The following is a 13,979-nucleotide window of genomic DNA, read 5'->3' on the forward strand; positions in this document are numbered from 1 at the left end:
TGGTGCTCAAGCGCCTCTCGGACGCGCTGCGCGACGGCGACCCGGTGCACGCCGTGGTGATCGGCAGCGGGGTGAACCAGGACGGACGCACCAACGGCATCACCGTGCCCAGCGCCGACGCCCAGGCCACGCTCATCGAGCGGGTCTGCGCCGAGGCGGGAGTGACACCGGGCAGCCTCCAGTACGTCGAGGCGCACGGCACCTCCACCCCCGTCGGCGACCCGATCGAAGCGCGGGCGCTGGGCCGGGTGCTGGCGCAGGGCCGGGCGCCCGGGGCGCGGTGCTACGTCGGCTCGGTCAAGACCAACATCGGGCACACGGAGGCCGCCGCCGGCGTCGCGGGCCTGATCAAGACGGCGCTGGCCCTCCGGCACCGCCGCATCCCACCGCACCTGAACCTCGAACAGCCCAACCCCGCCATCGACTTCGCCGCGCTGCCCTTCGAGATCCCGACCGCACCGGTCGACTGGCCGGAGCACGAGGGACCCGCGCGGGCAGGCGTCAACTCCTTCGGCTTCGGCGGCACCAACGCCCACGTCCTGCTGGAGGAGGCGCCGCCCCGCCCGCCGGAGGAGCCGCGCGCGACGGCCCGGACGCCCGCCCGCTCGGTCCTCCCGCTGAGCGCCCGGCACGCGTCGGGCCCGGCCGAACTGGCCGCGGGCGTCCGCCGCGAACTTGCCGCGGGAGTGCCCCTCGCGGACCTCGGGCACACCCTGGCCCACCGCCGCCAGCACTTCGAGGAGCGCCTAGCCGTCGTCCACTCCCCCCTCGGCCCGCCCGGCTCCCTCGACGAGGTACTGGCCGCCTGCGAGCGCGGGGAGCAGCACCCCCGGGCCGTGCGGGGCCGCCTCCGGGAGCCCGGGGCGCAGCGGCTGGTGTGGGTGTTCACCGGCATGGGGCCGCAGTGGTGGGGCATGGGGCGCGAGCTCCTGGACGCCGAGCCCGTGTTCCGGGAGGCGGTCGAGCGCTGCGATCGGGAGGTCCGGCGCCAGGCGGGCTGGTCGCTGCTCGACGAGCTGACCCGGCCCGAGGCTGAGTCCCGGATGGCCGAGACCTGGCTCGCCCAGCCCGCCAACTTCGCCGTCCAGGCGGGGCTCGCGGCGCTGTGGGAACACCACGGGGTGCGGCCGGACGCCGTCGTCGGGCACAGCACCGGCGAGATCGCGGCCTTCCACCGGGCCGGGGTGTACGGCCTGGAGGACGCCGTCCGGATCGCGCTGGCGCGCAGCGCCCTCCAGCACCGGCTCGCGGGCACCGGCGTGATGCTGGCGGCGAACCTGTCCGAGGAGGAGGCCGAGCGGCTGGTCCGCCCGTACCGGGACCACGTGTCGGTCGCCGCCGTGAACAGCCCGGCGTCGGTGACGCTGTCCGGGGACCGGGACACCCTCGGGGAGCTCGCCGGGCGGCTGGAGCGGGAGCACGTCTTCGCCCGGTTCCTCGACGTCCAAGTGCCGTACCACAGCGTGCGGATGGACCCGATCGAGGCCGAGCTGCACGAGGCGCTGGCCGGGATCGCGCCGCGCGCCGCCGGTCTCCCGCTGTATCTGACCGCCCGCGAGGGGCGTGCGCGGGGGCCGGAGCTGGACGCCGCGTACTGGTGGGAGAACGTCCGGCGGCCCGTCCGGTTCCGTGCCGCGGTCGACCGGCTGGTCGACGACGGGTACACGCTGTTCCTGGAGATCGGTCCGCACCCGGTGCTCGGCCACTCGATCCGGGAGTGCCTGGAGGGCCGGGCCGTCGAGGGGGTGACGCTGCCGTCGATCCGGCGCCGGGAGGACGAGCCCGAGCGGTTCGCCCGCTCCCTCGCGGAGCTGTACACGCTGGGCGTCGACGTGGACTGGTCGGTGCTCCAGCCCGTGGGGAGGCCGGTGCCGCTGCCGGGCTATCCGTGGCAGCGGGAGCGGTACTGGGTGGAGCCCGCGCCGGTGGAGCAGATCCGGCTCGGCCGGCTGGACCACCCGCTGCTCGGCCGGCGGACCTCCGCGCTGCAGCCGACCTGGGAGAGCCGCCTGGACACCGAGCGGCTGCCGTACCTGGCCGACCACCGGATCGAGGACAGCACGGTCTTCCCGGCAGCCGGGTACCTGGAGATGGCTGCGCAGGCGGTCCGGGCGCTGACCGGCGGCGACACGGCGACCCTGGCCGACGTCGAGTTCTCCCGGGCCCTGTTCCTGCCCGACGGCGAGGCGACAACCGTTCAGCTCGCCTTCGCGCCGGAGGAGGCCGGGTTCACCATCGCCTCCCTCGCCGGTTCCGGGACCGGGGCTCCGGACCGTACGGTCCACGCGAGCGGGGTCGTCCGCACCGGGCAGCCACGCCGGCTCGCGGAACCGCTGGGCACTGACGCGGTACGGGCGCGGGCGGGGCGTCGGCTCGACCGGGAGGCGTGCTACGGCGAACTGGCGGCGCTCGGCTACCACTACGGCCCGGCGTTCCGGGCGATCGACGAGGTGTGGACGGCGCCCGGAGAGGCGCTGTCGCTGATCCGGCCCACCCCGGGCATGGGCGACGGGGCCGCGGACTGCCATGTGCACCCTGTGCTCCTGGACGCCTGCTTCCAGACCATGCTCACCGCGATGACGCCGGACGACGGCCGGTCCGCCGGGATCCGGCTGCCCGTCGGCATCGCGGAGCTGCGGCTGGACGCGGTCGGCGACCGGGCCCTGTGGGCGCACGCGACGGTAACCGCGGAGAGCGACGAGGAACTGGTCGGCGACCTCGCCCTGTACGCCGAGGACGGGACGCCGCTCGGCCGGATCAGCGGCTTCCGCGCGGCGGCGGTGGACCGGGTGGCCTCCTCGGTGAAGCTCGGCACCATCGACGGCTGGCTGGCCGAGGTGGTCTGGGAGGAGATGCCCACCGAGGCGCCGGAGGACGGCGGGACCGCCGAGGGGACCGGGGACGGTCCCGACGGCTCCCCCGCGCCCGACCTGGTGGTCTTCGCCGACGAGGGCGGGCTCGGCGCGCGGATGGCCGAGGCGGTCGTGGCGCGCGGCGGGCGGTGCCGGCTGGTCCGCCCGGGCAGCCGATACCGAAGCGGGGCCCGGCACATGACCGTGCGACCCGATTCGGCGGCCGATCTGCGCAGGCTGTTCGACGAACTCGGGCCGGGGTTCGGAGCCGTGGTGCATCTGTGGAACCTCGATCTGCCCCGGCTGGACACGGTTGGCGCGCCGGACCTCGACGGGATCGGCACGGTCGGCGGCTACTCGCTCGTCCTGCTCGCCCAGGTGCTGCCCGAGGCGTGCCCGGAGGGGCGCCTGCACATCGTCACCCGGGGCGCCCAGGCGGTGGTGCCGGGCGAGCCGGTGGAGCCGTTCGGCGCGCCCGCCTGGGGCATCGGCCGGGTGCTGTGGCAGCAGGAGCTGACCGGTCACAGCGGCAAACTGATCGATCTCGACCCGGCCGGGGGTCCCGGCGAGGCCGAGGTGCTGCTGCGCGCGCTCACGGCGGACGACGGCGAGGGCGAGATCGCGCTGCGGTCCGGGCGGCGGCACCTCAGCCGGCTGCGTCCGCCCGCGGGGCTGACCCGTCCGCTGCCGCTGCGGCTGCGCGCGGACGGCGCCTATCTGGTCACGGGCGCGTTCGGGGCGCTGGGGCGGCTGCTCTGCCGCACCCTGGTACGGCGCGGGGCCCGGCGCCTGGTCCTGCTCGGCCGCACCGGCGTGCCGGAGCGCGGCGCGTGGCGGGGGCTCCATCCGGGCGGCCCCGAGGGGCGGCGGGTCGCGTTCCTGCGCGAGCTCGAAGCGCTCGGCGCAGAGGTGCTGGTCGCCGCGGTGGACGTGACCGACGCAGCGGCCATGGAGAGCTGGCTGGCCGGGCGTCGGGCCGCCGGTCTGCCGCCGGTGCGGGGCGTGTTCCACCTCGCGGGACAGGTGCGGGACGTCCTGCTGCCGTCGTTGGACCGCGAAGCGTTCGACGCGGGCTACGGGCCGAAGGTGCACGGCGGGTACCTGCTGCACCGGCTGCTGCGCGACGAGCCGGTCGAGCACTTCGTACTGTTCGCGTCGGTCGCCTCGCTGCTGACCACGGCCGGTCAGGTCAACTACGCGGCCGGGAACGCGTTCCTGGACGCGCTCGCCCATCACCGCCGGGCGCTCGGTCTGCCCGCGCTCAGCCTGGACTGGGGGCCGTGGGCCACCGGCATGATCGAGGAGCTCGGGCTGGTCGCCCACTACCGGGACGCGCGCGGGATGAGCTCGCTGGCGCCGGAGGCGGGCATGGCGGTCCTGGAGCGGGTGATCGGGCAGGACCGGGCCCAGTTACTGGTGGCCACGGTGGTGGACTGGCCGGTGTTCCTGTCCTGGTATCCCACCCCGCCGCCGCTGGTGTCGGCGCTCGCCGCTGCGGCGGCGCGGGATGTCCCGGCGGGGCAGGGCGGCAGTCTGCTCGACGCGTTCCGCGCCGCCGACGAGGCGGTGCGTACGGCGTTGGTGGCCGAGCGGTTCGCAGCCCTCGCGGCGGGTGTGCTGCGGGTGCGGCCGGAGCTGGTCGACGCGGACGCCCGGCTCGGCTCGCTCGGTCTGGACTCGCTGCTCGCCATGGAGCTGCGGGCCCGGACCCACACCGAGCTGGGGGTCTCGCTGCCGGTGGTGGCGCTGCTCAGCAATGGGCCGGTGAGCGAGCTGACCGAGCGGCTGCACGCGGGGCTGACCGAGCTCGCGGCGGCCGGGGGTCCGGTGGCGGAGACGGCGGTGGATTTGTTCACCGACAAGGCGTGCTACCCACTCACCCACAACCAGCAAGCCCTGTGGTTCCTCCGGCAGCTCAACCCGGACGGCTTCGCGTACAACATCGGCGGCGCGGTGGAGGTGCGCGCGGAGCTCGACCCGGAGCTGCTGTTCGATGCCTTCCGGACGCTGATCGCCCGGCATCCGAGCCTGCGCGTCAACATCACCACCGAGGACGGGCGTCCGGTCCAGCGGGTGCGGCCCGAGGCCATCGCCGACACCGGTCTTCTCGATGTGTCCGGGCTGCCCTGGGACGAGGTCCGCGCCCGGCTGGTAGCGGAGTACCGCAGGCCGTACGACCTGGAGCGGGATCCTCTGGTGCGGCTGCGGCTGTTCCGACGGGCCCCGGACCGCTGGGTGCTGATGAAGGCGGTCCACCACATCATCTCGGACGCGATCTCCACCTTCACCTTCATCGAGGAGCTGTTCGAGGTCTACCACGGGCTGCGCACCGGCCGGCCGGCGGAGCTGGCCCCGGTCCGGGGCCGCTACCTGGACTTCCTCAACCGGCGAAACCGCTTCCTGGCCGGGCCCGAGGCGCCGCGGATGCTGGAGTACTGGCGGGAGCACCTGCCGCGGGAGGTCCCGGCGCTCGAACTGCCCACCGACCGGCCGCGCCCGCCGGTGCAGACCGACAACGGCGCCTCCGAGTTCTTCCAGCTCGACGACGAGCTCAGCGCCCGGGTGCAGACGCTGGCCCGGGAGCACAACGTCACCGTGTTCACGGTGCTGCTCACCGCGTACTACCTGCTGCTGCACCGCTGGTCGGGGCAGGACGAGATCGTGGTCGGCAGCCCCGTCACCGGGCGCACCGAGGAGGATTTCGCCTCCGTCTACGGCTACTTCGTCAATCCGCTGCCGCTGCACGTGAGCCTGGCTGGGGAGCCGTCGGTGGCCGAGCTGCTGGGCCGGGTGCGGGACACAGTCCTCGGGGGCCTCGACAATCAGGAGTACCCGTTCGTGCTGCTCGTGGAGCAGTTGGGCCTCCAGCACGACCCGAGCCGCTCGGCGGTCTTCCAGGCGATGTTCATCCTGCTCACCCACAAGGTGGCCGTGGAGCGCTTCGGATACACACTGGACTACATCGAACTCCCCGAGGAAGAGGGGCAGTTCGATGTCACGCTGTCCGCGTACGAGGACCGGTCCGACGGGCGCTTCCACTGCGTGCTGAAGTACAACACCGACCTGTTCGACGCGGCGACGGTGCGTCGGATGACCGCGCACTACCGGAACCTCCTCGACGGCCTGACCCGCGCGGAGGGCGAGCGCCCGGCGGGACGGCTGCCGATGCTGGGGGCCGGGGAACGGGAGCGGATCGTCACCGGGTTCGGCGGCGTCGGCCGACGGATCGACCACGACGTGCCGGTGCACGAGCTGATCGGGAAGATCGCCGCGCAGTTCCCGGAGGCGGTCGCGGTGTCCGTGCCGGGCGGGCGGCGGCTCGGCTACCGGGAGCTGGACCGGCGCTCGCGGCGCGTGGCGGCCTCGCTGCGCGAACGCGGCGTCGGCGCCGGGACGGTGGTGGCGGTACGTCTTGCGAAGTCGCCGGAGCTGGTGATCGCGCTGCTCGCGGTGTGGCGGGCCGGGGGCGCGTATCTGCCGCTGGACCCGGACCACCCGGCGGAGCGGCAGGCCGAGCTGATGGAGAACGCCGGGGCCACGCTGGTTCTGACCGACGGGCGGCGGGGCCAGGGGGCCCGGCTGCCGGGACGGCCGGTCACCCTCGACGAGCTGGACCGGCCGGGGACCGAGGAGCGGCCGGAGCCGGCCGTGGACCTCGACCAGACGGCATACGTGATCCACACCTCGGGTTCCACCGGCCGCCCCAAGGCGGTGCGGGTCAGCCACCGCAACCTGGCCTCTGTGTTCGTCGCCTGGCAGCAGGAGTACCGGCTGGACACCGACGTCCGGGTGCACCTGCAGATGGCGGGCGTCTCCTTCGACGTGTTCACCGGGGACCTGGTCAGGGCGCTGTGTTCGGGCGGGACGCTGGTCCTCGTCGACCGGGACCTCCTCTTCGACACCGCGCGGCTCTACCGGACCATGCGCGCGGAGGGCGTGGACTGCGGCGAGTTCGTGCCGTCGGTGGCGCGCGGGCTGCTGGCGCACTGCGAGCGGGAGGGGCTGGGCCTGGAGTTCATGCGCCTGGTGATCGTCGGCTCGGACGCCTGGCGGGCGGGCGAGCACCGGAGGCTCGTCGCGCTGTGCGGGCCGGGGACCCGGGTGGTCAACTCGTACGGGCTGACCGAGGCCACCATCGACAGCGCCTACTACGAGGGGCCGGCGGAGGGGCTGGAGCCGGGCCGGATGGTGCCGGTCGGCCGGCCGCTGCCCAACAGCGAGCTGTATGTCCTCGACCGGCACGGCGAGCCAGTGCCGCCGGGGGTGGCCGGTGAGCTGTGGATCGGCGGCGCCGGCGTCGCCGACCGCTACCTGGGCGATCCGGAGCGGACGGCCGAGCGGTTCGTGCCCCTCGAACCGGGCGGCGAACCCGTACGGCTGTACCGGACGGGAGACCTCGGGCACTGGGACGCGGAGGGCGTGCTGCACCTCCTCGGGCGGGCCGACGGGCAGGTGAAGGTGCGCGGCCACCGGGTGGAGACCGGGGAGATCGAGACGCGGCTGGCCGCCCGGCCCGAGCTGGCGCAGGTGTGCGTGACGGTACGGCGGGACGAGACGGGCGAGAACGTGCTGTGCGCCTACTGCGTGCCCGCGCCGGGCGCGGTGGCCGACGCCCGGGGGCTGCGCCGCCACCTCGCGGAGCAGCTGCCGACGTATCTGATCCCGGCGCACTTCACGGAGCTGCACGCGCTGCCGCTGACCGCGAACGGCAAGGTCGATCTCGGGGCGCTGCCGGAGCCGCGCGCGGAGGCGGGACCGGAGAGGTACGAACCGCCGGTGACGCTGTACGAGACGCGGATGGCGGCGCACTGGCGGTCGCTGCTCGGGCTGGAGCGGCCGGGGCTGCGGGACGACTTCTTCGAGGCGGGCGGCAGCTCGATCAAGCTGATCGAGCTGATCCACCACCTGCGGACCGAGTTCAACGCGTCCGTGCCGGTCGGGCGGCTGTTCCGGACCAGCACCCTGCACGGCATGGCCCGCACCCTGGAGGACGTCGTCACCGGGCGGCTGCCCGGCGCCGAGCCGTACCTGTGGTTCAACCCGGGCGCGGATCCGGCGGCGACCGTGTTCTGCCTGCCGCCCGCGGGCGGGCACGGGCTGGTGTACCGGCAGCTCGCGGCGCGGCTGCCCGAGCACCGCTTCGCCGCGTTCAACTACCTGTCGGGTCCGGACAAGGCGGCCCGGTACGCGGATCTGGCCGAGGAGCTGCACCCGGGCGGGCCGTACACGCTGTTCGGTTACTCCCTCGGCGGCAACCTCGCGTTCGAGATCGCCGGGGAGCTGGAGCGGCGGGGCCGCGCGGTGGACCTCGTGCTGATCATGGACTCGTACCGGATCGCCGAGGCCGTCGCCCTCGGCGAGGAGCACCTGGCCGAGTTCGAGGCGGAGCTCGCGGAGCACCTGCGGCGGCACACCGGTTCCGAGATCGTCGCCCGGGAGACCGTGGAGCAGGCCCGCGAGTACCTGGCGCACTGCGGTGCTCACCCGTCGCTCGGTGTGCTCGGCGCGCCGATCGCGGTGATCTCCGACCAGGACAAACTGCTCCGCTTCGCGGCGGACGAGCCCGGTGGCTGGCACGGGGTCACCGCCGCCGGGTGCACCGTACGCGAGGGGCACGGGCGGCACGCCGAGATGCTCGACGGCTCGTTCCTCGACGGGAACGCGGAGCTGGTCCGGGCGCTGCTGGCGGGAGGTGCCGCGGATGGGCGTGCGTGACGGCGGGCCCCGTTGGGAGGCCCGGCCTCCCGGCGGGCGGCCCCGGGTGATCATCATCGGCGCGGGCATGTCGGGTCTGGCCGCCGGCTGCTACGCGCAGATGAGTGGGCTGGAGAGCCGGATCTTCGAGAAGCACGTGCTGCCAGGGGGCTGCTGCACCGCCTGGGCTCGGCAGGGCTACCTCTTCGACTACTGCATCGACTGGCTGGTCGGCACGGCACCCGGGACCGGGGCGAACGACGTGTGGCGCGAGCTCGGGGCGCTGGACGGGAAGCGGATCACCCATTTCGACCAGTTCAACCGGGTGGTGACGGAGGACGGCCGGTCCGTCACGTTCTACAACGACCCGGACCGGCTCCAGAAGCACCTGCTGGAGCTCTCGCCCGGCGACGAGCGCCTGATCCGGGCGTTCTGCCGGGACCTCAGGCGCTTCGCGGGGCTCGCCCCGCACTGGGAGCTGAAGCCGCCGCCGCTGAAGTCCCTGACGGAGAAGGCGCGAACGCTGCTCGCGATCCTGCCGGCGTTCCGGCTGTACTGGCGCACCGCGGCCACGCCGATGCGCCGGTTCGCGGACCGCTTCGAGGACCCGCTGCTGCGCCAGGCGTTCCCGAACATGTTCCTCCAGGAGCTGACCGGCTTCCCGCTGCTCCCCTTCCTCTTCACGATGTCCTGCGCCTTCAACGGCAACGCGGGCTTCCCGGAGGGCGGTTCGCTGGGTCTGGCCCGGTCGGTGGAGGAGCGGTACACGGGGCTCGGCGGGCACATCGGCTACCGCGCCCGGGTGGAGCGGATCCTCGTCGAGGACGGGCGGGCGGTCGGCGTACGGCTGCGGGACGGGCAGGAGCACTTCGCCGACCATGTGATCGCCGCCTGCGACGGGCCGACGGTGCTGGACCGGCTGCTGGAGGGGCGGTGGAGCAGCCCGCGCACCGAGCGGCTGTACACGGAGCTGCTGGACCGGCCGGACAACCTGTACCCGGCGGTGGTCTCCGCGTTCGTCGGGATCGACGGCCCGCTGCCCGCCGGTGAGCCACACAGCACCACGTACCTCCTCGGTCCGGAGCGGGGCGCGGCGCTGCCGGGGAGCCTCCAGCACAGTCTGGTGGTGCAGCGGCGGTCCGACTACGCCGACGGCTTCGCGCCGGCCGGGAAGTCGGTGCTGCACTGCACGTACTTCACCGACCACCGGTCCTGGCAGGATCTGCGGAGGGCCGACCGGCGGGCGTACCGGGAGCGCAAGCAGGAGGTCGTCGACTTCCTGCGGGGCTTCCTGGCCGAGCGTCATCCGGGCCTCGAGGAGCGGATCGAGCTGGTGGACGTGGCGACGCCGGCGACGACGGAGCGGTACACCGGCAACACCTACGGCAGCATCCTGGCCTGGAAGGCGTTCTCCGAGGCCGACGACGTGTCGACCGCGCTGGTGGACCGGGACCGGATGCGGCTGCCGGGGCTGAGCGGTTTCTCGATGGCCGGGCAGTGGACCGGGATGGGCGGCCTGATCCGGGCCGCGACCAGCGGCCGGTACGCGGTCCAGTTCCTCTGCGACGAGCTGGGCCGGGAGTTCCGGGCCTGGCCGAGCGAGGGTGCCGGGCCGTGGCACCCCGGGAAGCTGGGCCGGCTGCCACGACTCGAACAGCGGGGCGACGCCGGGAAGGCGGCGGTGGCCGAATGACCAGAAGGACCATGCTGATCGTCGGCGGAGGGCTCGGCGGGCTCTCCACCGGCTGCTACGCCCAGATGAACGGCTATCGCAGCAGGGTGCTGGAGATGCACGAGATCCCGGGCGGCTCCTGCACGGCCTGGGACCGGGGCGACTTCACCCTCGACTGCTGTGTGAGCTGGCTGCTCGGCAGCGGGCCGGGCAACGAGATGCACCAGATCTGGCTGGAGCTCGGCGCGCTCCAGGGCAAGCGGATGCGCAACTTCGACGTGTTCAACACGGTGCGCGGCCGGGACGGGCGGGCGGTCCACTTCTACTCCGATCCGGACCGCCTCGAAGCGCACCTGCTCGCACTCTCCCCCGGCGACGCCCGGGTGATCCGCGACTTCTGCGCCGGGCTGCGGACCTTCCGCAAGGCACTGGCCCGCTACCCGTTCCTCACCCCGGTCGGGCTCATGGGCCGCCTGGAGCGCTGGCGGATGCTGGCGTCCCTGGTCCCCTACTTCAACGTGATCCGGCGCTCCATCGGCACGCTGATGCGGGACTACTCGCAGCGCTTCCAGGACCCGCTGCTGCGCGAGGCGTTCAACTTCATCCTGTACGAGAAGCATCCCAACTTCCCCGTGCTGCCGTTCTACTTCCAGCTCGCGGCGCACGCCGACGCCTCGGCCGGTGTCCCCGAGGGCGGCTCGCTGGGCCTGGCCCGCTCGGTCGAGGAGCGCTACCGGGGGCTCGGCGGCGAGGTCATGTACAACGCCAGGGTCGTGGAGATCCTGGTGGAGGACGACCGGGCGGCCGGGGTCCGGCTGAGCGACGGCACGGAGCTGCGGGCGGACATCGTGGTCTCCGCCTGCGACGGGCGCACCACGCTCCTCGACCTGCTGAAGGGCCGCTACCTCACCGACACGTACCGGGAGCTGTACACCCGGACCATCGCGGAACCCGACATGGTCTTCCCCGGCTACCTCACGGTCTTCCTGGGGCTGCGCCGGCCCTTCCCGGACGGCGAGCCCTGCACCACGTACCTCCTGGAGGACGCGGTCGCGGAACGGCTCACCGGCATCCGGCACCCCAGCGTCAACGTGCAGTTCCGCAGCCGTCACTACCCGGAGCTGTCGCCGCCGGGCACCTCCGTGGTGTACGCCACGTACTTCTGCGACATCGCGCCGTGGAGGGAGCTGAGCACCGGTCCCGAGCAGTTCACCCGGATCCGCCGCGGCGAGGAGCTGCACACGCTGCCGGTCGGGCGCGGGCGCGACTACCAGCGAGCCAAGCGGCAGGTGCGGGACACGATCGTGGACTTCCTCGACGAGCGGCACCCCGGGCTGCGGGACGCGATCGTGGTGCGGGACGTGTCCACCCCGCTCACCCAGGTCCGCTACACCGGCAACTACGACGGCACGGTGCTCGGCTGGCAGCCGTTCGTGGACAGCGGCGAGACCGTGGAGCAGGAGGTCAAGCGACACGGTCCGGGACTGCCGGGGCTCGCGGACTTCTATCTGTCCGGCGTCTGGGCCACCACCGGCGGCCTGATCCGGGCCGCGGCCTCGGGACGGCACGTCATGCACTTCGTCTGCCGCGACGACGGGCGGCCGTTCACCGCCTCCGTCGACGACAGCGCCCCTCTCCCCGTACAACTCATCGAACCCGCAGGAGCGACCCCGTGAAGACCGAGAAGTGGATCGTCAGCGAGCACAACGACGGCGTGCCGGACGTGGACCGGATGTACGTGAAGGTGGTGGAGGAGCTCGACACCGACCTGGCCGAGGACGAGATGCTGCTGCGCACACGGTACGTCTCCGTCGACCCGTACCTCCACGGGATCGCCCTGGACACCCCGATGGGCGACCACATGGGCGCCGACTCGATCATGGAGGTGCTGGCGGCCGGACCGCGGGCGATGTTCGGCGTCGGGGACCTCGTGCAGGGCTTCGGCGGCTGGCGCACCCACCTGGTCAGCAACGGCGCGGGGGCGCTGTGGCAGACCGGCACGTTCCCGATGGTCTTCCCCGCGTACCGGAAGCTGGACCCGGCCCACTACGACGAGGCGCTGCCGCTGAGCACCGCGCTCGGCATCCTCGGCGGCGCCGGGATGACCGCGTGGGGCGCCCTCACCACCTTCCTGGCCGTACGGACCGGCGACACGGTCCTGATCAGCGGCGCGTCCGGCGCGATCGGCACGCTGGTCGGACAGCTGGCGAAGCGGGCGGGCGCGCGGGTGGTGGGCACGACCGGTTCGCCGGAGAAGGCGGCGCGGCTGACGGCGCTCGGCTTCGACGCCGTCGTCGTCTTCCGGCACGGCGGGGACCCTGCGCAGCTCCGCGAGGACCTGGCGAAGGCGGCTCCTGGCGGCGTCGACCGGTACTTCGACAACCTCGGCGGGGTCATGACCGACACCGTCTTCACGATGCTCACCGTGGACAGCCGGGTCGCGGTGTGCTGGCAGTGGGCGAGCCAGGTCGGCGGCGAGTGGACCGGGCCCCGGCTGCTGCCGTACATCATGTTCCCGCGCACGACGATCCGCGGGATCTTCGCGCTGGAGTGGTTCACCGAGGACAAGTGGGCGGCGCTGCACGCCGAGCTGGGGCCGCTGGTGCGCGCCGGCGAGATCCGCTACCAGCAGACCGTGCACCACGGCTTCGACTCCATTCCCGCCGCCTACCGCAGCCTGTACACCGACCGCGCGGCGTCCTTCGGCAAGGTGCTGGTCGAGCTGTGAGGCGCGGCCACACCCGGGCGCTCACGGAGGGCCCGAGCCCGGCCGACGCGCACGAGCCAGTCCTGCCGTACCCCGACGGCTGGTTCTCGGTGGCGTTCTCCTCGGAGGTGGTGCGGGGGGCGTTGCTGACCCGGCCGCTCCAGGGCGAGGACGTGGTGCTCTACCGGCTCCGCGACGGCGAGGTGCGGGCGGTCCGCCCCTACTGCCCGCACCTGGGGGCGCACCTCGGGCTCGGCGCGCTGGAGGGCGACGAACTGCTGTGCCCCTTCCACCGCTTCGCCTTCGGCCCGGACGGCGCCTGCACGCGGACGGGGTACGGCACGCCCCCGCCGCCGTCCTCGGATCTGACCCTGCTGCCGGTGCGCGAGGTCGACGGCGCCGTCTTCGTGTGGCGGCACCACGACGGGCGGGCGCCGGACTGGGAGCTCACGCCCTGGCACACGCTCGGGACGCGGGCGCCGCGGTTGGCCGCGTGGGAGATGGCGGGGCACAGCCAGGACGTGGTCGAGAACACGGTGGACATCGGACACTTCACGCCGCTGCACGGCTGGGGCGCGTCGGAGGTAGCCGAGCCGGCGGTCTTCGAGGGGCGGTCCTTCCGGATCTCGGTGCGCTCCGAGGAGCGGGTGCCGCTGCTGGGCGCGAGTCCGCTGGAGGTGACGCTGGAGGGCAACGGGATCAGCCGGGTGCACGTGTGCACGGCGCTCCCTCGGTTCGGGGTGCGCACCTGTGCCGTATACACGACCACGATGATCGCGCCCGCGGCTTTCCAGCTGCGCCAGACGAGCCGCTTCGAGGTGGCCGAGCCGGCCGCCCTCCCGGCCCCGCTGGCCCGCTGGGTGAGCGGCTCGGCACACCGGCTGCTGGCGGGTGTGATGTTCCGGGGCAACTGCGCTTTCGTGTCCCAGGACTTCCCGGTCTGGGCGACGAAGCGGTACGTGTCTCCGCCCCGGCTGGCCCGCGGCGACGGCCCGATCGGCCCGTTCCGCCACTGGGCCCGGCAGTTCTACCCGCCGGACCGGCTGCGGGCGCG

The 13,979-nt window shown here is 73.6% G+C and carries 5 protein-coding genes; all 5 read left to right on the top strand.

Going from position 1 to position 13,979, the window contains the following annotated elements; genetic code table 11:
* A partial coding sequence (locus JGS39_RS26995) for a non-ribosomal peptide synthetase/type I polyketide synthase (protein WP_219572190.1) occupies nucleotides 1-8,567 on the top strand: 8,567 nt, incomplete at its 5' end.
* Nucleotides 8,554-10,239, top strand: a complete 1,686-nt coding sequence (locus JGS39_RS27000) for a phytoene desaturase family protein (protein ID WP_219572192.1) — start codon at nucleotides 8,554-8,556, stop codon at nucleotides 10,237-10,239. The genes JGS39_RS26995 and JGS39_RS27000, both read left to right, overlap by 14 nt.
* Nucleotides 10,240-10,250: 11 nt before the next feature.
* Nucleotides 10,251-11,894 carry a phytoene desaturase family protein gene (locus JGS39_RS27005; RefSeq protein ID WP_219572195.1) on the top strand — a complete coding sequence of 548 codons (1,644 nt, stop codon included), beginning with the start codon at nucleotides 10,251-10,253 and terminating at the stop codon, nucleotides 11,892-11,894.
* Nucleotides 11,891-12,946, top strand: coding sequence for an MDR family NADP-dependent oxidoreductase (locus JGS39_RS27010; RefSeq protein WP_219572193.1), 1,056 nt, complete (start codon nucleotides 11,891-11,893; stop codon nucleotides 12,944-12,946). Before JGS39_RS27005 ends, JGS39_RS27010 begins: the two co-directional genes overlap by 4 nt.
* Nucleotides 12,943-13,979: Rieske 2Fe-2S domain-containing protein (locus tag JGS39_RS27015; RefSeq protein ID WP_219572194.1), on the top strand; the 1,037-nt coding region annotated here is incomplete at its 3' end. The genes JGS39_RS27010 and JGS39_RS27015, both read left to right, overlap by 4 nt.

This window comes from Streptomyces poriferorum, from assembly GCF_019399235.1.
Lineage (GTDB): Bacteria > Actinomycetota > Actinomycetes > Streptomycetales > Streptomycetaceae > Streptomyces > Streptomyces poriferorum.